The following is a 20,582-nucleotide window of genomic DNA, read 5'->3' as shown; positions in this document are numbered from 1 at the left end:
GCGATGGTTGCGGTGCAAGTCGACAAAAACCGGGGAATGTTGCTTAAACGTCACATTTATTGCGGGATCAAGTGCAGCCCACGAAGCGCGGCGAGCAGCTGGTCGATCGCAGTTCTCGCTTGTACATCAATGACATTGCCTCCGGACGGGTCGGTGATGGCCGCCGGCGCAAGGTCGTTCCGCCATGCTCCGGATAAAAACATGGCACGCTGTCCGGTCGCCGCGACATGGACCACGAAGCCATCGCGCGGCGCACAGAACCGCCAGCCCCCCGCGGTCCACCCGGCGATCGCATTCTCTCGTCCCGCCCACGCGCCGGTAGCAGCCGCGCCGACGACCCAACAATCGCCGAGCGACGGCGCGCCCGGCGGATCGGATCGACCGATCGCGACGACCGTGGGCTGGGTCATCAGGTCGATTAGCGCCAGCGCCTCGTTGTGCGTCAGGTCCTTCTGCGCCTGCCCCGGCGCCAGCAACGGCATGCCCAGCCGCGGTGTGGTCTCGTTCATCCTCGCTCCCTTTCCTTCGTCACAAGGCCAGCCGTACGGGTCGTGACCGCGCGGTCGTTCCCGCCTGGCGCACCGACACAGCCGTCGCGCCGGTCGGAATGACGATCCCGGTTTCCGTCGTCAGCGCCTCACCCGCCCCGCTTCCCTCGAAGGCGACGGCATAGGTTTCGCGTTCCTCGGCCAGCGGCGTATCGATGCCTTCGCCCCACACCCATCCGGCCCGGCTGCGTCGCACCCACGACGCCTGACGGCTGCCATCGGCCGCACGGCGAACGGTCAGATGAACGGGCGTCGGCGGCGCGACCGAAGCACCATCGACGACGATGCTTGCGATCGCGGGCGTATCGCCATCGCCGACGCCACTCGCCATCACGCGCACCTCGCGCCCGATCACACCGGAGGGTAAGTCGATCCGCGTCGATGTCGCGGCGTCGAGCAGGACGAAACGCTGTCCCACACCGCCGCTGTCGATCGCCCATTCGGTGCCCAGTCGTCCGCGCCACAGGTCGCGCAGCCGCCAGCGCCTTGGGCCGATCCGCTCGGCCGATCCGAACTGGATGATCTCCGCGCCGACCATCGCCAGGTTCGCATCCGCATCCAGCGCGGCGGCGTCGGCCTCCGCCAGCAGCATCGCGTCGTGGAGCAGGTCGACCTCGATCACCGTCCGCCGGTCGACCAATGTCGCAGACCCCGGCCCGCCAGCGATTCCGACGACCCGCCCGAGTACCGCCGGCCCGGCCGTCGTGCCGCGTGCTTCCCAGGTCACACCTCCGTCCAGGCTGATCTGCAACGCCGCCTGCCGCCATCCCGGCCCACGCCCCGCCGCGGCCACGGTCAACCGTGGCGCTGTCAGGATCGTCCCGTCCGCCGGCAGCATCTCGACCACCTCCAGCACGGTCGCCCCGACGATCGCATCGGACGCCGCCAGCACCGCGCCGGACGTCGCCGGAACCGCCACGGGCGCGCGCCGCACACGCACCAGTTCCACCGTCACGACCATATGTTCGACCGCCATCTCGACGACCCGCCACAAGCCGGGTTCGCCGATGATCGTCACCCGATCCCCCGGCACCAGCCCCAGCGCACGCCAGTCGAGCGCGACCGTCCGGCGCTCGCGCTCGGCATCGATACGGGCGAGCGCTGCGGCGGCCAGGCCCTTGGCGGTGCCCGCATCCACCGCCGCCGGCAACTCGATCGCCAGTTCCCGCGCACCGCTGCCTGCCCGGCGCACCCGCTGCAGTCCGACCTGATAGTCGCGCGCCGGATCGTGGTGCTGCAGCGTCACCGCCCGCGGCGCGGTATCGGCTGCCGCCACCGCGCGCACGCCCCGTCCGCCCCGGCCGGCGCCGACGTCGGCGATCGCCACCGACGCCCCCGCCCCCGCGCGCACGGTCAGCCCGTCCGCCCCCTCGCGCAGCCATGCTCCACCGACCTGAAGCAACGCCGCCAGCGGCCCGCGCACGCTCTCACCATAGCCCGAATAACCCGCCAGCCGCGTCCCGCTCTCGCCGGTCGCGCGCTGGCCCGACATCGCCCGCACGACCTCCGCGCAATCGACGTCGTCCGCGTCCGCCGTCACCTCAAAGGTGAGCGAGGGGATACGGTTGCCGAAGTCGCCCAGCCCCAGGTCCTCGAACACCGCATAGGCCTGTCCCCGGCACGCAGGCGCCCGGTCGAGGCCGATGGCAGAAGCGATCAGCGGATCGACCGCCTGGTCCTCATCGCCCAGGTACAGTCGCATCCGCACCGGCACCTTCAGGTCACCCGCCGCCCCGCGCAGCAGCCGCCCATCGGCCCAGATCCGCCCGACCGACCGGATCGCCCGCGCCGACAGCAGCACCGCGAACGACGCGGAGGAGCTGTAGCGCGTGCCCCCGCTCCGCCCCTTGCCGCCGCCGTCCTGCGCCGCATGCTCGATCAGGTCGGTCGACCAGATCACCGTCCCCGCCACGCGCATCGTCCCGAACAGCTGCGGGATCGGCGTGCCGTAGGACGATGTCTGCACCGCCAGGTCGGTCAGCCGGGGACCGTCGCGGCCCTTCTCCCGAAACAGCCGTTGGTCGATCGCCTGCCCGACGATCGCCCCCACCGCTCCGCCGATCGGCCCGCCGACCGCGGTCCCGGCCGCCGTCAAGATTATCGTCGCCATGTGCCCTCCTCCCGCCGCCACCGCGCGAGCACCGGCCACGGCGGCGCGCCCGGCCGCTCGACCACGCGACGCAGGCCAGCGTCGGCGTGGACGAAGCCGTCCCCCACATCGATCGCCAGGTGCAGCTGCCCCGGCGCGCTCGCCATCACGATCAGGTCGCCGACCGCCCCGTCCGCGACAGCCCGCAACCCCGCCGCGGCGGCCACCGCCGCGACCAGCGAAGCCGACCCGCTCCGCAACCGATATCCGGTCGGCACCGCCACCCCGTACGCCAGCCCGACCAGCCCGACGCAGTCGAGCCCGTCCGGCCCGCGTCCGTGCAGCCGGAACGGCGTCCCCACCGCTCCGCGCGCCCGCACCGCAATCTCCGCCCCGGTCATGCCGGCGGATACCGGGTCAGCAGGTCGATCCCCGGCAGGAACGGTTCGCCCCGAAAGTTCGCTGCGTTGCCGAACCGCTCGGCACAGGTCGCGAGGCTCTTGTCGCACCCCTCGATCACCACGCAGCGATCGCCGACCGCCACTTCGAAGCGCGGCGTTCCGCTCAGCCGCACGCGCGCCTGTTCGACGTTCGCGACGACCTCCTCGATCCCGGCGTTCGCGCCGTCGAGCCAGCGCAACCGCCCGCCGTCCCACGCCCCGGCAACAGGCGGGGCGTGATCGAGCGTCAGTACATCGTCGTCGACCGCGGTCACACGCGCGATCGTCCTTCGCCCCGCCATCGATACCCGACACCGCCGGTCGCCCAGTTCGGCGCGGCATTCGGGCGAGGTCGTCTCGCACGCCGGCGCATCGAACGCCGCACCGCTGCCGCGCAACTCCGCGGTAAAGGCGCCGTCCGCCGTTTCGATCGCGCCCAGCGTTCCCGTCCCGAGCGCGATGCGGTTGTCCGGCGCCGTCCAGTCGACCGCGAAGATTGCGACCCGCGCGCCGTCCCACCGCCCGCCGATCAGGTCCGCCTCGCGGATCGCCGCACTCGACAGCGCGCCCGCCACATCCATCGTGTCGGCCTCCATCGGATCGCGCCGCCGGATCGCGGACGGCGTCATGCCCGGCGCGGCGCGATAGACGCTGCCGTCGATCGTCAGGTCGCGGTCGTGCGCGGTCACCGGCTCCGCCCGCGCCACCTTGCCGCGGCTGGCGTGGACCAGTTTCAGCGGCAGCCGCGCGTCGGCGGCGAGCAGCACGCTCTTCACCATGTCGCCGCCCTGGTTCTTCTCCGCCACCACCCGGTCGGCCTTGTGCCGCGCCACGCACGCTGCGACCGCCCGCGCCCAGCCTTCGGGCGTGGCACCCGCCACGCTCGCATCCTCCAGGACATAGCCGATGTCGTCGGCGCCCAGCGCCACCGCGACGATCCCGCACGCATCGCCGTCCGCCCCCGCCGGCGGATCGACCCCCACGACCACGCGGACGATGCGCGACCGCCGCCGCTTCACCCGGCAAGTTTCCAGCCGCGCCCGCGTCCACAGCGCGCCTGGCACATCGTCGATCAGTTCGCCGTCCAGCTCCTGCCGTCCCAGCCGCGTGCCGCCATATTCGCCCAGCATCGCCGCGACGAAGCTCTGCGGCAGATGGGGATTGTCCCGCGTCCGCCCCCGCATCACGCTGCCCGACGCCCCCGCCTCGCGCTCGATCGCGCGCAGCAGGCCGCCCGGCCGTGGCGTCGTCGTCACCAGCACCCGCGGCCGCTCCCCCAGCCTCAGGCCCATCTGCAGATTATCCCACGCCACCTTGGCCGCACCGTGCCGCCACTTCGCAAGCTCATCGCACCACGCCAGATGATGCTCAGGCCCGCGCAGGCTCTCGGGCGCCCCGGCCGAATAGACGAAAGCCTTGGCTCCGGACGCGAATTCGATCTCGCCGCGATCGCGACGCCAGACGATCGCTTCGTCGTCCCGCCCGACGGCGAGCAGCCCGGCGGCGCCTTCGATCATGACGCGACGCACGTCGTCCGCCGTCCCGCCGACCAGCGCGAACCTGCCGTCGGGCATCCGCCGCGCCATCTCGCTCAGCCATTCCGATCCCGCGCGGGTCTTGCCGAAGCCGCGCCCGGCCAGGATCAGCCAGATGCGCCAGTCGTGTTCGGGCCATTTCTGGCCGCCGAGGGCATGGGCATCGAACCAGCGCTCCCGCAGTTCGCGCTTTTCCGGCATGGTCATCCGGGACAGGATCCACGCCTGTTCCTCCGGCGTCCTGCCGATCAGTTGGGTGAGCGGATCGATGGGGTCGCTCACGCCTGCTCCGCCTGGATACGACGGCGGAGCGCATCAAGCTGCTTCAGGATCGCCGCATCGGTTTCTTGCCGCGTCGCGCGTTTCACGGGTGCCCGTGTTGCTGCGCCGGATCGTATCGGTCATGCCCCATTCCCCAAAACGCGAACGGGCCGGCCGCAGCCTAAACTGCGCCAGCCCGTTCGCCTGCGCGTCGACAGGCCCCTCCGCCCCGACCCGCAATTCTTCAGCGTTCCTGTTATGTGCCAGATGAGCGTGACGATGTCAAGCAGAAAGTGCCAAATAGGTTATTCTTAAATCCTCCCCCGCACGGGGAGGGGGACCGCCGCGCAGCGGTGGTGGAGGGGGCAGGCCGAAAAGGGCGGCGCTTGGACAACTCGCTCAACACCGCCGTGCGAAGCAAACATCCACAACAGTCCCCTCAGTGCTCCCGCGCAGGCGGGAGCCCAGGGCCACAAACACCGCAACCCGTCGTATTGCTTGACCCTGGGTTCCCGCCTGCGCGGGAACACGGGTAGTTGGCCATAAGCAGGGTCTTCCGCAAAGGCTTCGCAGGCGGCGAGGATCTACCCAGCCACCACCCGCGCCCAGGCCGCCACCTCATCATCCCGCCGCCGCACGACCTCCAACCACGACGCCGTTTCCGCCGCCAGGTCGACCTCGATCACGCCGTCCCATTCGAACGTCGCATTCCCCTGGATCGTGACCACTGCCCCGTCCGCCGGCGCCTCGGCACGCGCCCGCACGCGGCCGCCCGGATTGAACGCCGTCGTCCAGGTTCCGAACGCCACCCGCCCGGTCAGCCCGGCGGCAAAGGTCGACGCCGCCATCGCGCTCCCGCACGCATCGGTCAGCCCGACGCCGCGTTCATGCGTTCGCACGAACAGGTCGCCGCCGCGCACCTCGACGAAGGACACGTTCGCCCGGTCGACCAGCAGTTCCGGCCGCGCCTCGCACCATTCGCCCAGCGCAACCAGTTCGGCTTCGTCGACCCGCTCGACGAACGTCACCAGATGCGGGTTGGGCATCGCGACGCCAGTGAACGCGCGTGCGCTCGGCAGGCCGGGGATGACCGCATCGATCGCCGGCCCGTCGATCCGGATGCCGACCGCCTGCGGGTCGGTCGACGCCGGTCCGGCCCGCGTTTCCACGCCATATACCCCGGGCAGGATATCGGCGACATGCGCGACCTCGGCCCGCGACACCTTCAACCGCACCCGCGCCGCCTCCAGCCCCATCGCCTCGAACCCAGCGCGCGCGGTACAGCGCAGGCCGTTCAGGCACGTCTCCGCCTCGCTCCCGTCCGAATTGAACATCCGCATCCCGAACTGCGCGTCGCCATCCCCCGCCGTCAGCAACAGGATACCATCGCCCCCGACAGGTCCGTCCCGATCCGCCAGAACTCGCGCGACCGCCGCCCATTGCGTATCCGACAGCGCCATTTCGCGCGCGTCGATCAGCGGGAAATCATTGCCGCTCCCGTGGCATTTGGTGAAGGCGATACGCATCGACGGTTCTCACGTGCTAGACAGGTGCGGCCACCCGTTGAACCCTTTCGGCACCAAATCCAATCCTCTCCCGCAAGGGGAGCTGGCAGGCCGCGGCTCTGACGGGGGCTGCTTAGGTGTAATACTGTTGGTTTGAATCAACCGGTGCTCCGGCGCGGGCCGGAGTCTTGGCAGTCGAAGACCTATCGCCCGCCAACGCTCCGGCCTTCGCCGGAGCACGGCTATGCATCAACCCCGTTGAATCCGACTCCAGAGCCGGGAGCGATCAGCTTTGTTCACCACCGTTCGCCCTGAGCGAAGTCGAAGGGCAGATCGCCGCAAGGTGCTTCGACTTCGCTCAGCACGAACGGTTGAACAAAGCTGATCGAAACCGACCCTAGGGTCCAAACCCAATCAGGACGGGGATCGTGATCGCTCAAAGGAAGGCGCTGGCAAGGAGCACAGCGCAGCAGGTAGCGACGCTACCTGCAAGCAAGCGACGCCGTCCAGCGCCTTCCTTTGAGCGACGGCTCCGCCGCGGGCCGATTTTGCCCCAGGGCGGCGTCGCTCGCCGGTCACGATGCAATAGCATCGCTCCGCTCCTCGCTTCTTGCCCTAAACCAAAATCGGCTCCGTCACGACCCCGTCCTGATTGGGTTTGGACCCTAGCCATCCGGATCGGGCAACATCCCTGCGCCGCTTTCACCTGTCGGTGAAAATCGAGAGCGCTTCCACCCCATTCCCGCGTGACGCCCACCTCTGATCCCTCTACTGTCCCCCCCGTGGAAGCTTCGCTCCTCCTCGTCATCGCCGTCCTCGTCGCGCTCGCCGCCGGCTGGCAGCGACTGCGGCGGCTGGAGGCGGAGGTGGCCGACCTGCGCGCCCGCCTCGAACGCGCCCACGTCGAACCGGCGCGCGCCCCCGAACAGCCGCCACTCCGCGCCGAATATGCCGCCGACGTCGCGGCCTTCGTGCGAACGCCGACACCGCTCAGCGAACCAACGCCGGCCGAGCCGCCGCCGGCCGGGCCGCCGCCGGCCGAATGGCTCCCCGATCCCGCTCTGCCAATCCCGGATCGCCCGACCTTTGAATCGATCGTCGGCGCACGCCTGCCGATCTGGGTCGGCGGCGCGGCGCTGGTCGTCGCCGGCTTTTTCCTCGTCCGCTATTCGATCGACAGCGGGCTGCTCGGCCCCGCCGTCCGCGTCGCGCTGGCCGCGCTCTTTTCGATCCTGCTGGTCGCGGGCGGCGAGCTTGCCGGACGCCTGCCCGGCCTGCGCGACGACGCGCGCGTCGGCCAGGCGCTGACCGGCGCGGGGATCGCCAGCGCCTATGGCACGCTGTACATCGCCGTCGCGCAATATGCCCTGGTCGGGGCGGGCGCGGGCTTCGCCCTGACCGTCTTGGTCACTACGCTGGCGCTCGCCCTGTCGCTCCGGCAAGGGCCGCCGACCGCGGTCATGGCGCTGATCGGCGGATTCGCCGCGCCGCTCGTCGCCGGTGTGGGCGCGGGGCAGTTGGGGGCGCTGCTCGCCTATCTCGCGGTCTTCATCGCCGCGCTGTTCGCATTGGCCGCCTGGCGCGGCTGGGCGTGGCTGGCATTCGCCGCGGTCGGTGCGGGATTCGCCTGGGCCAATCTGATCGTCGTCCTGCTCTCCGGTGCCGACACCGCCGGGGTCGCCGCCTTCGTCGTCGCGCTGGCCATCGCCGGCACGCTTGCCCTGCCGCGCACAGGCGTCGCCGCCGCGTGGCTCCGCATGCTCCCCCTCGTCATCGGGCTGGTCCAGCTGATCGTGCTGGCGCCCGCGCTCGATTTCGATGCGATCGCGTGGAGTTTCCACCTGATCCTCGCCGCCGCCGCGGTCATCCTCGCCCGCCGCGATCCGACGCTGGCCCCCGCGGCGATCGTCGCCGCTGCGCTCGTCGCCGTCCTGATCGCCGCCGGCCTTTCCGCGCCCGAACGCGCCGCCACGCCGATCGCCGCCATCGTCGCGACCGCGCTGTTCGGCGGCAGCGGTCTCGCTTGGTCGCGACGCGCGCGCGCCTGGGCCTGGGTCGCGATCCTGGGATTGGGCGCGCCCGTGCTCGCCAGCCACGCCATCGCGCCCGACCTGCTTCCCAAGGCCGGATGGACGCTCGTCGAACTCCTGCTCGCCTCCGCCGCCGGTGCGCTCGCCTGGCGCCACCGCGCCCTGATCGACCAGCGCGATCCCGGCCTCGTCGGTGGGACCGCGCTCGCCGCCGTCCTCGCCGCGACCGGCCTCGCCACCATCGTCGGCCTCGATCATGCGCCGACCGCCGTCGCCATCGTCCTCGCGGCGCTCGGCTGGTGGGGAAACCGCATCCCCGACCGCGATCTCGCGCGCCTGCCGACCATAGCGCTGGCCGCAATCGCGCTGCTCGCTTTCCGCACGCTCGGCGAATGGGCGATGCTGATCGGGTTCAGCGTCATCGGCACGCCGCTGACCTACCCGCTCATCCCCCCGCTCGGCGATATCGCCACCGCCGCCGCGATTCCCGCATTGGTCGGCGCCGCCTTGTTCGCCTTCCCCCGCACCTACGCGCCCCACCGCCCGCGTGTCGCCGCAGCGCTGGCGATCGTCGCGACGCTCGTCCTCTACAGCCTCGCCAAGCAGCCCCTCGCCATCGCCGACGACGCGCGGTTCCGCGACTGGGGCTTCCACGAGCGCGCCGCGATCACGCTCCTCCTCGCCGCCGCCGGCGTGGCGCTGGTCCGCTTCACCAGGCTCGTACGCACCGGCGCCGCGCTCGTCGCCCTCGCCATCGCCCGCGCGGTGTGGTTCGACCTGCTGGTCCACAGCCCGCTGACCCTGGCGCAGCGGGTCGGCAGCATTCCGGTCCTCAACACCGCCGTCCTGCTGCCCGCCCTGCTGGCGCTCGCGGCGGAGGCGGTGCGGTGGCGCAAGGCAGCACTCGCCCTCACCCTCGTCGCGACCCTCGCCGCCGTCCGCCAGGCGACCCACGGCAGCATCCTGACCGGCCCGCTCGGCAGCGGCGAGACGTGGCTCTATTCCGCCGCCCTCCTTGCGCTGGCCATCGTCTGGCTGTGGCGGGGCCTCGCCACCGGCGACCGTACCACCCGCCTCGCCGCCCTCGCGCTGCTCACCACCGTCACCGTCAAGGTCTTCCTGATCGACGTCGCAGCCTTGGGCGGGCTGCTGCGCATCCTCTCCTTCCTCGGCCTCGGCCTCGCGCTTATCGGCATCGGCTGGACCTATGCCCGCGTCATCGCCCGGCCTCACCCCAGCCCATAGTGATCCGCCAGCCGGTCGAGCGCCAGGCCCAGCACCAGCTTGCCCGCCCGCGCCGGCCAGCCCAGCCCCTTCTCCGCCATCGCCAGCCCCTCACCCGCGCAGACCACGAGCCACAGCACGTCGCCCAGCCCCGGCCCGACCGTCGCCAGCCCCCCATCGAACCGCCGCTTGGCCGCAACCTGCGCCAGCGTCGGGTCAAGCGTCTCGCCGCCTCCGCAGCCGCGCGGGCTCGCATCCCAGCGCATCGTCACCCGCGGCCCCAGCGACGCGGTTTCGAAGTCCGCGCGCAGCCGCTCCCCCGCCTCATATTGCCGCGCATCGACATGGCCCCGCGCATGAAGCCACGCGAGCGGCGACTCGCGCAGGTTGACCGTCACGCTCCGCCCGCCCCGCGCCGCCGCCCCCTCGCACACCCGCCCGTCCTCGAACCGCCGCTCCACCAGTTCCCGCATGCCCGCCTCCATTCGATTCGAAATAGGCTTGCCACAGCGGCATGTTTGTAGGAAAGTGTTTTCACCATATCGGTTAGGGAGGGGCCTATGATCACCGCCATTCGCGAAGTCCGCCGCGCCAAGGGGATGACGCTCGACGACGTCGCGCGCGCGTGCGTGCCGCCGACCACCGCGCAGACGATCGGCCGGCTGGAAACCGGGACGCGAACCGTCTCGGTCGCCTGGCTCAACCGCATCGCCGCCGCGCTCGGCGTCACGGCCAGCGATCTCGTCACCCTGCCCGATCGCCCGGATGTCGCGGTCGCCGCGCTGCTCGGCCCCGACGGCGCCACCGCGCCCCGGAAACCCGCGACCGTCGCCGCGCCGACCCCGGCGGGCACGATGGTCGCGGTCCGCGTCACCGGCGGCGTCGGCGACTATCGCAGCGGCGACGAAATCTGGTGCGACCGGCTGGCTCCCGAGGCCTTCGCCCGCGCACTCAACCGCGACGTGCTCGTCCCCCGCCCCGCCGGGCGCTTCCTCTTCGCCCGGCTGATCGGTCGCGACGGCGGCAAGCTCCACCTGCTGCCGCTGGGCAGCGGCGCGCGGCAGCAGGTCGTCAGCGACCCGCCCTGGATCGCCGCCGCGGTCACGCTGGTGCGAAAACTGTGAAGCGCGCGCTGCTCCTCGCGCTGCTGGCCGTCGCCACCCCCGCCGCCGCGCAGCCGCTCCGCGTGATGACCTTCAACGTCCGCGTCCCCGTGGAGAGCGACGGCGTCAATCGCTGGGAGGCCCGCCGCGATCTCGCCGCCCGCACCATCGCCCGCACCCGCCCCGCCGTCGTCGGCACGCAGGAACTGCACCAACGCCAGGGCGACGATCTGGTCCGGCGCCTGCCCGGCTATCGCTGGTTCGGCATCGACCGCCGCGGCGACCACGCCGACGAGCATATGGGCATCCTGTACGACACCCGCCGCCTGCGCCTGATCGAACAAGGCCAGTTCTGGCTGTCCGACACGCCCGACGCGCCCGGCTCGATCAGCTGGGGCCACCCCTATCCGCGGATGGTGACATGGGGCGTGTTCGAGCGCGCGAAGGACAAGCGCCGATTCCGCCTGCTCAACACCCACCTCCCCTACCGCGCCGAGGACGAAGCCGCGCGCGAGAAAGGGGCACGGCTGATTCTGGCAAAGCTCGACACCCTCCCCGGCGCGATGCTGCCGACGATCCTGACCGGCGATTTCAACACCACCCCCGACAGCGCCACCCATGCCGTGCTAAGCAGCCGCCTTACCGACGCGTGGCTTGCGGCCGGACGCCGTGGCGGACCGGACAAGACCTTCCACGGCTTCAAGGGCATTCCGGATCGCCGGATCGACTGGATCCTGACGACGGGCTTCACCGTGCGAAAGGCGGCGACGCTGACCGATCACCGGGGCGCGGTGTGGGCGTCCGATCACTTCCCGGTGGTGGCGGATTTGCGGTTCGGGAAAAAATGACGATCCTCCCCTGTAAGGGGAGGTGGCAGCCCGCAGGGCTGACGGAGGGGTGTCCCGGTATCCGGATAGGGTGACACCCCTCCGTCGCGCGTGCCGCGCCACCTCCCCTTGCAGGGGAGGACAAACTGGATCTCCGCAACCGTCACCGTGCTCTCGCACAGCCAGGCGCCTAAGGCCGATCGACATGCAAGTCTCGCGGACGTGCGGTTCGGGAAGGAACCCGCCCCCCCCACCGTCATCCCCGCGAAGGCGGGGATCAATAGTCGCTGAACACTGTGAGTCTCACGTCGTTCAGCCAGAATTGATCCCCGCCTCCGCGGGGATGACGATGGAAAGGCCGGGATGACGTGGAAAGGCGGGGATGACCGTGGAAGGCGGGAATGACGGTGGAAGCGAGTGGCCGCCCCCCTCACTCCGCCAGCGAGAACTTCACCCCCACCGGCAAGTCCGACGTCCCACCCACGAACAGCTCGAACTCACCCGGCTCCGCGCCCCAGCTCATGTCCTGCCGGTAGAAGGCCAGATCCTTGTCGCTCACCCTGAACGTCACCCGGCGGCTCTCGCCCGGCTTCAGCGCGATCTTCTGGAAGCCTTTCAGCTCCTTCACCGGCCGCGTCACCGATCCGACCAGATCGCGCGTGTAAAGCTGCACGATCTCCGTGCCTGCGCGCTTGCCGCTGTTCGTCAGCGTGACGGTCGCGGTCAGCGCTTCGCCCGGCCGGATCACCGTCTTGTCGATCGTGACCGTCGAATAGGTGAAGCGGGTGTAGCTCAGCCCATGCCCGAACGGCCATTGCGGGCTGTTCGACGAATCGAGATAGCGCGACAGATATTTCTGCCCCTGCTTTTCAGCCGTATAGGGCCGCCCGGTATTCTTCATCGAATAGAAGATCGGCACCTGCCCGACCGAGCGCGGGAAGGTCATCGGCAGTTTGCCGCTCGGGTTGTAATCGCCGAACAGCACGTCGGCGACCGCGGTCCCGGCCATCGTGCCGGGATACCAGGCCTCCAGGATCGCATCGACGTTGTCCGCCGCCCACGGGATCGTGTTCGGCCGTCCGGACAGCAGCACCAGCACGATCGGCTTGCCCAAGGTCTTCAGCTCCTTGAGCAAGGCCTCCTGATTGCCCGGCAGGTTCAGGTCGGTGCGGCTCGCCGCCTCGCCGGTCATGTCCCAATATTCGCCCATCGCCGCGACGATCACGTCGGCGTCCTTGGCGGCCGCCATCGCCTCGGCGAAACCATCGGTCTTGCCCGCGTCCGCAAACTGATAGCTGGCGCCCTTGGCATAATTCACCGTCACGCCCTTGGCCGCACGCGCACGAATGCCCTCCAGCAGCGAAATCGGCCGCGTGCGGCTGCCCTGCCCGGCCCAGCTGCCGATCATGTCGGCCTTGCTGTCCGCCAGCGGCCCGATCAGCGCGATGCGTTTGGCCGAGGCTGCGAGCGGCAGCACGTCGTTCTGGTTCTTCAGCAGCACCATCGACTTGCGCGCGACGTCACGCGCGGCCTCCAGGAACGCCGGCGTCATCACATTGGCCTTTTCGCGCTTTGCGTCGCTGAACCGGTACGGGTCCTGGAAGAGGCCCAGCCGGTACTTCATCTCCAGCACCCGCCGCACGGCGTCGTCGATCGTCTGCTGACTGACCTTTCCTTCCGCGACCGACTTGGCGAGGTGGTTGAGGTACACCGCCCCCTGCATGTCCATGTCGACCCCGGCGTTGATCGCCTGTTCGCCGGCCTGTTTCTCGTCCTTCGAGAAGCCGTGCGGGATCATCTCGTTGATCGACGTGTAATCGGTGACGACGAAGCCCTTGAAGCCCCATTCCTTGCGCAGCACGTCGGTCAGCAGGAAGCTGCTGCCCGATGCCGGCACGCCGTCGAGTTCGTTGAAGCTGGTCATCACGGTCGCCGCACCCGCATCGACGGCGGCCTTGTACGGCGGCAGATAGACTTCGCGCAGTTCGCGCATCGACATATCGACCGTCGAATAATCGCGCCCCGCCTGCGGCGCGCCATAGGCGGCGAAATGCTTGACGGTGGCGAGCAGGGAATCGGTGTCGCCGATCCTCTTGCCCTGGAAACCCTTCACCCGCGCCTCGGCGATGCGACTGCCCAGATAGGTGTCCTCGCCCGCGCCCTCGGAGACACGCCCCCAGCGCGGGTCGCGGCTGATGTCGACCATCGGCGCATAGGTCCAGTGCAGCCCTTCCGCAGCACCTTCGATCGCGGAGATGCGCGCGCTCTTCTCGATCGCCTCCAGATCCCAGGACGCCGCCTCGCCGAGCGAAATCGGGAACATCGTGCGGTGGCCGTGGATCACGTCATAGCCGAACAGCAGCGGGATCTTGAGGCGCGTACCCTCGACCGCCAGCTTCTGGAGCTCGCGCGTATAAGCGACCGAGTGCGCGTTGAAGATCGCGCCGACCTTGCCCGCCGCGATATCCTCCTTGTAGCCCGCGCGCAGCGTCGGTCCCGTCGACACCCAGTCGCTGGTCAGCAGCGTCAGCTGGCCGATCTTCTCCGCCAGCGTCATCTGCGCCATCAGCCTGTCGACGAAGCTGCGCATCTCCGGCCGATCGCCCCACACGGCAGGTGTCGGCCCCGCCGGCGTCTCGACCGGCGCCGCAACGGGCGCGCCTGCGCTGCCCGGCCGTGCCGTCTCGCGCGCGCTCAGTGGTGCGGCGATCCCGCCGGCGATCAGGCTCGCGCTCAGCATTAGGGTCCGGACCGACAGACGAACGGCGGGGCGGATGGTGATCAACATGGCTCTCCCTGAAATCCTGTTTTGGTTCCCATGATCCGCGCGCAACCCATACGAAAGGCGGTCGACTGTGACCAAATTGCCTCTTGACGACGGCACGCCTGCGGATCGATTAGGGGCGATGTAACCGTTTCCAAATCCGATAACAAGGAACAGGGGAGGATTTGATTTGATGGCTAAGGGTATCACTGCGGGCACGGCCCGCCGTTCGCGTATGGCGCTGGCGGGCGCTCTTCTGCTGGGCACCGCCCTCTCGGCAGTCGCCGTCGCGACGCCGGCCGCGGCACAGGTCGACAACGCATCGCTGCGCGGCACGATCACTTCGCCCGCTGGCGGCGCGCCCAGCGAAATCACCGCAATCGAGGTCAACACCGGCTATCGCCGCACCTCGCCGGTCGACGCGCAGGGCCGCTACAACTTCCCGGCGCTGCGCGCGGGCAGCTACCGGCTCGAAGTGACGACGCCGACCGGCACGCGTTCGACCGACAATTTCACGCTGAACGTCGGCCAGGGCGCGGTCTTCGACTTCGACCTGACCCCGGCAGCGGCAGCAACCGACGCGCCGACGACGGGTAACGAGGCGACGACCTCGACCGGCGACGATGGCGACATCATCGTGACCGGCAGCCGCATCCAGACGATGCAGGGCGGCGAAGTCGGCACCGTCATCACCCAGCGGCTGATCCAGCAGCTGCCGCAGCTCAACCGCAACTTCCTCGCCTTCGCCGACCTGGCGCCGGGCGTCCAGCTGATCACCGACGGCAGCGACCAGCAGCGGTTGCGTGGCGGTGCGCAGAATTCGAACTCGATCAACGTCTTCATCGACGGCATCAGCCAGAAGGATTACGTGCTCAAGGGCGGCGTGACCGGCCAGGACTCGACCCAGGGCAACCCCTTCCCGCAGCTCGCGATCGGCGAGTACAAGGTCATCAGCTCGAACTATAAGGCCGAATTCGACCAGGTCAGCTCGGTCGCGATCACCGCGACGACCAAGTCGGGTACCAACGAATTCCACGGCCAGGGCTTCGTCGACTATACCAATCAGGATTTCCGCGATCCGCGGCCGATCGAGCTTTTCCCGGCCGGCGCCACTAAGGTGCGGACGAAGGACATCCAGTTCGGCGGCGCTTTGGGCGGCCCGATCGTCAAGGATCTGCTGCACTTCTTCGGCAGCTACGAAGGCAAGCGCCGCACCACGCCGCGCGAGATCAACTTCCCGTCGAACCTCGTCTCGGCGATCAATCTCCTTCCGACCAATCTGCGCGGTCTCTACGGCTCGGCGAACGAGACGTTCAACGAGGACCTGTACTTCGCCAAGCTGAACTTCTCGCCGACCGCGAAGGACCTGTTCGAACTGTCGGGCAAGTACCGCACGGAAGATGGCGAACAGTTCAACAGCGGCATCAACGCCTTCGAAACCCGCACTATCGCCCGCGTCCGGGAAAAGCGCGGGACGCTGCGGTGGCAGCACAGCGAGGATACGTGGGTCAACGACGCCAAGGTCGCCTATGAGAACGTCAGCTGGAACCCCAGCCCGTTCCTCCAGGCCCCGCGCCTGTTCTACAACATCCAGATCCAGAACCCGGCCAACCCGACGCAGCTGCTGCGCGGCGACGTGCTGTCGACCGGCGGCGGGCGGAACTTCCAGGACAAGGGCCAGAAGGGCTGGCAGGTCTCGGACGACTTTACGTACACCGGCCTGACCGGGCATACGATCAAGGTCGGTGCGAAGGCGAAGTGGGTGACGCTCAATTCGCTCCAGCTCAACGGCTTCAACCCGCAGTTCAGCTATTTTACGCCGGTCGGCGCGACGGCGCTGAATACGACCCAGCCCTATCAGCTCCAGTTCCAGGCGCTGGCGGGCGGGTTCACCGATGCGGCGATCCGGTCGAAGAACTTCCAGTTCGGCATCTATGCGCAGGATGACTGGGATGTCACCGACCGGCTGACGCTGAACCTCGGCGTGCGCTGGGATTACGAACGCACGCCTGCCTTCCTGAACTATGTGACGCCGGAGGCGCAGGTGACGGCGGTCAGCGCCGCCAACTATCCGAACCTGACGCGCGCGAACTACAATATCGCCGACTATATCTCGACCGGCAGCAACCGGAAGGCGTTCATGGGCGCCATCCAGCCGCGCCTGGGCTTCTCCTACCAACTCGACGAAGCCGGCCGCTTCTCGGTCTTCGGCGGCTACGGCCGCAGCTACGACCGCAACCAATTTGACTTTATCCAACAAGAACTCGCGCAGGGCCAAGCCGCCGGTCGCACGTTCAATTTCCTGAACAGCGGTCTGCCGACTGCGGATCAGTGCACGACGACGGCTACGAACTGCATCGCCTACACGCCCGCGCTTCTGACGCCGGAAGGTCGCGCGGCGCTCATCGCCGGACTGCCGGCCGGGGCGGGCCGCGAGTTGCGGTTCATCAAGAACGACCTGCGCATGCCCTATTCCGACCAGTTCAGCCTTGGCCTGCGCGGGCGGTTCGACCTGCTCGAGACCGAAGTCGGCTACAGCCATGTCGCCAGCCGCGACGGCTTCGCCTTCCTGCTCGGCAACCGGCGGACCGATGGTTCGTTCTTCCCGCCGACGGGCAGCATCGGTTCGCCGTTCGGCTTCGCGCCGTCACCGTTCGGCTCGATCCTCATCGGCGATAACGGCATCGATACCAACCTCGACAGCGGCTATCTGAAGCTGGTCAAGCGCTACACCCAGGAATCGCCCTGGAGCATCGACGCCACCTACACCTTTACGCTGGCGACCGAAAACCGCAGCTTCGGCGAAACCTTCAGCCTCGATTTCCCGAGCCTGGACGATTATCCGACGCTGCGGTCGGCCGGGGTGCGCAAGCATCGCTTCGTGATGGCGGGCAGCGCCGATCTGCCGTTCGGCATGACGCTGGCGGGCAAGTTCCAGATTTCGTCGCCGGTCTGGCTGCATCAGTTCATCGACGTCGCCGGCACCGCCACGACGCCGGGCAGCCGCACGATCGTCGCGCGCGAAGCGGCCGGCAACGGCGATCGCTGGGGCTTCCGCCAGATGGACCTGTCGCTGACCAAATACATCGGCCTCGGCTTCCTGCGCGACGACGCGCAGATCTGGGTCCGCGCCGACGTCATCAACCTGTTCAACGACCGCAACTACAACGGCTTCAACTCGGCCACGGGTCTGCGTGACTTCAACAATCTGAACATCGACGGGCCGCCACGGACCGTGAAGGTTTCGACCGGCTTCAATTTCTGAGCCTCCTCACCTGCCCCGCGCGATGTTCCGGCATCGCGCGGGGTTTTCTTTTCCCGGAGACATGCATGTTCCCGCGTACCGCAGCCGCCGCCCTCGCTCTCCTGACCGGTGCCTGCGCCACGCCCCCGCCGCGCGTCGCGGCGACACCGCCCCCCGCCTGGCGCGCGACGCCAACGCAGACCGCCTTCGTCGACGACCTGTCGCAGCGGACCTTCCGGTACTTCTGGGACACCACCGATCCGCGCACCTGCCTCGCGCCAGATCGCTGGCCGTCCAAGCCCTTCTCCTCCGTCGCCGCGATCGGCTTCGCACTGACCGCTTACGGCATCGGAGCCGAGCGCGGCTGGGTATCGCGCGCGGATGCGGCGAAGCGGACCGCCGACTGCCTCGACTATCTCTACGCGCTGCCCCAGGGGCCCGAAGCGACCGGCGTCGCGGGCTATAAGGGCTTCTACTATCACTTCCTCGATTTCGAGCGCGGCCGCCGCTACCGCACGGTCGAGCTTTCCAGCGTCGACACCGCACTGATGCTGGGCGGCGTGCTGTTCGCGGAGAGCTATTTCGACGGCACGACCATCGACGAACGCCGCATCCGCGAGCGGGCTGACCAGCTATATACCCGCGTCGACTGGACCTTCATGCAGCGCGGCCCGAACGACAAGCCCGCGACCAACCTCCCGGACTCGAAGGGCCTGTCGATGGGCTGGCGGCCGGAACGCGGCTACGAGCCGCACGACTGGGTCGCCTATAACGAGGGGATGCTGGTCTACATCCTCGCGCTCGGCTCCCCGACCCACCCGGTCGGGAAGGAGGCGTGGGATCAGGGCTGGGCGAGGAAACTCCCCGAAGACTGGCGCGAGTATATGGGCCAGACCTACCTCACGTTCGAACCCTTGTTCGGCCACCAGTACAGCCATGTCTGGGTCGACTTCCGCGGCATCACCGAGCCGTTCATCGCGTCGAAGGGTATCGATTATTTCGAGAACAGCCGCCGCGCGACGCTGGCGCAGCAGGAATATGGTCGGCGCAATCCCAACGACTGGGTCGGCTATGGCGAATATATGTGGGGCTGGACCGCATCGGACGGGCCGGAAGGGTCGAGCGGCAAGCGCATCGTCAATGGCCGGGCGCGCACCTTCGAAACCTACTCCGCCCGCGGCGTCAGCCCGACCGTCGTGCGCGACGACGGCACGCTCGTCCCGACCGCACCCGGCGGATCGATCCCCTTCGCCCCCGAAGCCACCATCCCCACGCTGATGGCGATGAAGGACCGCTATCCGCGCATCTGGGACCGCTACGGCTTCCGCGACGCGTTCAACCCCAGCTTCACCTTCACCGACCCGCCGAGCCGGTCAGGGAAAGTTGATCCGCAGACCGGCTGGGTCGCCAACGACTATCTGGGCATCGATCAGGGGCCGATCCTGGCGATGGCGGAGAATTGGCGCAGCGGGCTCGTCTGGAAGACCATGCGCAAGAACCCGCACATCCGCCGTGGCCTCACGCGGATCGGCTTTACCGGCGGCTGGCTGGACAAGAAATAGCCCGGTGCTCCCGCGCAGGCGGGAGCCCAGAGCCCGCAAGCGACGATCTATGTGTCCCTGGGCTCCCGCCTGCGCGGGAGCACCGCGCCGCTCAGTCGTTCAGCACCGCGCCGTTCGTGGCGATGACCTGCGTGTAGAGCTTCGCGCTGTCCTTCGGCGTACGTTCCTGCGTCGCGAAGTTGACGTGGACCATGCCGAACCGCTTCGTATAGCCAAGCGACCATTCGAGATTGTCGAACAGCGACCACAGCATATAGCCGCGCACGTCGACCCCGGCCGCGATCGCATCGCTCACCGCGGCCCAATGCTTCTTCAGATAGGACACGCGCAGCGGATCATGGACCGCGCCGTCCTCGGCCTGGGGCGGATCGTAGAAGGCCGCGCCGTTCTCGGTGATGTAGAGCGGTAGGTCGCCGTAGCGGTCTTTGAACCACAGCAGCAGGTCAGTCAGCCCGCGCGGATACACTTCCCACCCCGTCTCGGTGTAGGTCGCATCCTGTTTCACCGGCGCCGTGCGCAACAGGAAGCCGTCGCCGTCGGTCACGACGTTGCGCGTGTAGTAATTGATCCCGACGAAATCGAGCTTCTGGCGGATGAGCGCCAGGTCATCCGCCGGGAAGTCCGGCCAGGCGACGCCGAAGATCTCGCGCATCTCGTCCGGGTAACGGCCGAGCATGGCGGGGTCGAGATACTGACGGTTCATATACGCATCGGCCCGAACGGTCGCCGCCTGGTCCTCGGCGCTGTCGGAGGCGGGGTATTTCGGCTCGATATTGACGACAAGACCGATCTCGTGCGCGCCGATCTCGCGGTACAGCTTTACCGCAGCACCATGCGCGCGCATCATGTTGTGGCTGGCGATCGGCGCTTCGAACATGTTCTTGTGCCCCGGCGCCAGCGCACCGTGCAAGTAGCCGCCGTCGCTCACCACCCAGGGTTCGTTGAGCGTCACCCATTTCTTCACGCGGCCATCCAGCCGTTCGAACAGCACGCGAGCGTACTCGACGAACCAGTCGGCGATGTCGCGGTTCAGCCACCCGCCGCGATCGTCGAGCGCGGCCGGCAGATCCCAGTGAAACAGCGTGCAGATCGGCTCAATGCCGTTCGCCAGCAATGTGTCGACCAGCCGCTCGTAGAAGGCGAGCCCGGCTTCGTTCACGCGGCCAGTACCTTCGGGTAGAATCCGCCCCCAGGCGACGGAGAAGCGGTACGCCTGCAGGCCCAGCCGCTTCATCAGCGCGACGTCTTCCTCCATCCGGTTGTAATGGTCGCAGGCGACGTCGCCGCTGTGGCCCGGAGCCGCCATCAGCCGGGGGTCGTGGCAGAAGCGCTGCCAGATGCTCGGCCCCGCCCCGTCGGCGAGCGGCGAGCCCTCCACCTGATAGGCGGCGGTGGCGGCGCCCCAGAGGAAGCCGTCGGGAAACGATACGCGCGTCATGCGAAGTCCTGT

13 protein-coding genes are annotated in these 20,582 nt (G+C 68.8%); 5 read left to right on the top strand and 8 right to left on the bottom strand.

The annotated features are described in order from the left end of the window. Positions 1–56: 56 nt before the first annotated feature. From ACFSC3_RS10765 to dapF, 5 genes are all read right to left on the bottom strand, one after another. On the bottom strand, positions 57–509 hold the full coding sequence (locus ACFSC3_RS10765; RefSeq protein WP_380940402.1) for a DUF2793 domain-containing protein: 453 nt from the start codon (positions 507–509) through the stop codon (positions 57–59). A gap of 19 nt (positions 510–528) precedes the next feature. Continuing rightward, positions 529–2,658 carry a GTA baseplate fiber-binding domain-containing protein gene (locus tag ACFSC3_RS10760; protein WP_380940401.1) on the bottom strand — a complete coding sequence of 710 codons (2,130 nt, stop codon included), beginning with the start codon at positions 2,656–2,658 and terminating at the stop codon, positions 529–531. Beyond that, positions 2,646–3,038 carry an NlpC/P60 family protein gene (locus ACFSC3_RS10755; RefSeq protein ID WP_380940400.1) on the bottom strand — a complete coding sequence of 131 codons (393 nt, stop codon included), beginning with the start codon at positions 3,036–3,038 and terminating at the stop codon, positions 2,646–2,648. Before ACFSC3_RS10755 ends, ACFSC3_RS10760 begins: the two co-directional genes overlap by 13 nt. Next, positions 3,035–4,894: a baseplate hub domain-containing protein gene (locus ACFSC3_RS10750; RefSeq protein ID WP_380940399.1), complete on the bottom strand. Its 1,860-nt coding sequence runs from the start codon at positions 4,892–4,894 to the stop codon at positions 3,035–3,037. The genes ACFSC3_RS10755 and ACFSC3_RS10750 overlap by 4 nt, the downstream gene beginning before the upstream one ends. Before the next feature lie 563 nt (positions 4,895–5,457). Further along, positions 5,458–6,399 carry a diaminopimelate epimerase gene (dapF, locus tag ACFSC3_RS10745; RefSeq protein WP_380940398.1) on the bottom strand — a complete coding sequence of 314 codons (942 nt, stop codon included), beginning with the start codon at positions 6,397–6,399 and terminating at the stop codon, positions 5,458–5,460. Between the two features lie 761 nt (positions 6,400–7,160). Here dapF and ACFSC3_RS10740 point away from each other — a divergent pair. Further along, a complete protein-coding gene (locus ACFSC3_RS10740; protein WP_380940397.1) occupies positions 7,161–9,653 on the top strand; it encodes a DUF2339 domain-containing protein in 2,493 nt (830 codons plus the stop codon). On the opposite strand, the gene ACFSC3_RS10735 is transcribed toward ACFSC3_RS10740, so the two are convergent. After that, entirely contained in the window at positions 9,638–10,105 is a 468-nt protein-coding gene (locus ACFSC3_RS10735) for a DUF6456 domain-containing protein (protein ID WP_380940396.1), read from the bottom strand. The two genes, ACFSC3_RS10740 and ACFSC3_RS10735, sit on opposite strands and share 16 nt — an antisense overlap. An 87-nt stretch (positions 10,106–10,192) precedes the next feature. On the opposite strand from ACFSC3_RS10735, the gene ACFSC3_RS10730 reads away from it, so the two are divergent. Together ACFSC3_RS10730 and ACFSC3_RS10725 are read left to right on the top strand one after the other, a co-directional pair. Next, positions 10,193–10,756 carry a helix-turn-helix domain-containing protein gene (locus ACFSC3_RS10730; RefSeq protein ID WP_380940395.1) on the top strand — a complete coding sequence of 188 codons (564 nt, stop codon included), beginning with the start codon at positions 10,193–10,195 and terminating at the stop codon, positions 10,754–10,756. Further along, complete coding sequence (locus ACFSC3_RS10725; RefSeq protein WP_380940394.1) at positions 10,753–11,583, top strand: endonuclease/exonuclease/phosphatase family protein; 831 nt, start codon at positions 10,753–10,755, stop codon at positions 11,581–11,583. Before ACFSC3_RS10730 ends, ACFSC3_RS10725 begins: the two co-directional genes overlap by 4 nt. 409 nt (positions 11,584–11,992) lie before the next feature. On the opposite strand, the gene bglX is transcribed toward ACFSC3_RS10725, so the two are convergent. Next, positions 11,993–14,350 carry a beta-glucosidase BglX gene (gene bglX / locus ACFSC3_RS10720; protein ID WP_380940393.1) on the bottom strand — a complete coding sequence of 786 codons (2,358 nt, stop codon included), beginning with the start codon at positions 14,348–14,350 and terminating at the stop codon, positions 11,993–11,995. 169 nt (positions 14,351–14,519) lie between these two features. Between bglX and ACFSC3_RS10715 the strand changes: the two genes are divergently transcribed. Beyond that, positions 14,520–17,591, top strand: a complete 3,072-nt coding sequence (locus ACFSC3_RS10715) for a TonB-dependent receptor (protein WP_380940392.1) — start codon at positions 14,520–14,522, stop codon at positions 17,589–17,591. A gap of 65 nt (positions 17,592–17,656) precedes the next feature. Then, positions 17,657–19,132, top strand: a complete 1,476-nt coding sequence (locus tag ACFSC3_RS10710; RefSeq protein WP_380940391.1) for a glucoamylase family protein — start codon at positions 17,657–17,659, stop codon at positions 19,130–19,132. A gap of 91 nt (positions 19,133–19,223) precedes the next feature. Here the strand turns inward: ACFSC3_RS10710 and ACFSC3_RS10705 are convergent, their stop codons facing one another. After that, complete coding sequence (locus ACFSC3_RS10705) at positions 19,224–20,570, bottom strand: GH1 family beta-glucosidase (protein WP_380940390.1); 1,347 nt, start codon at positions 20,568–20,570, stop codon at positions 19,224–19,226. Positions 20,571–20,582: the final 12 nt, after the last annotated feature.

The organism is Sphingomonas floccifaciens, from assembly GCF_042681125.1.
In the GTDB taxonomy this organism is placed as follows: Bacteria; Pseudomonadota; Alphaproteobacteria; order Sphingomonadales; family Sphingomonadaceae; genus Sphingomonas; species Sphingomonas floccifaciens.
Note: the sequence above shows the minus strand (reverse complement) of the source record. Positions and strands in the feature narration are given on the sequence as shown.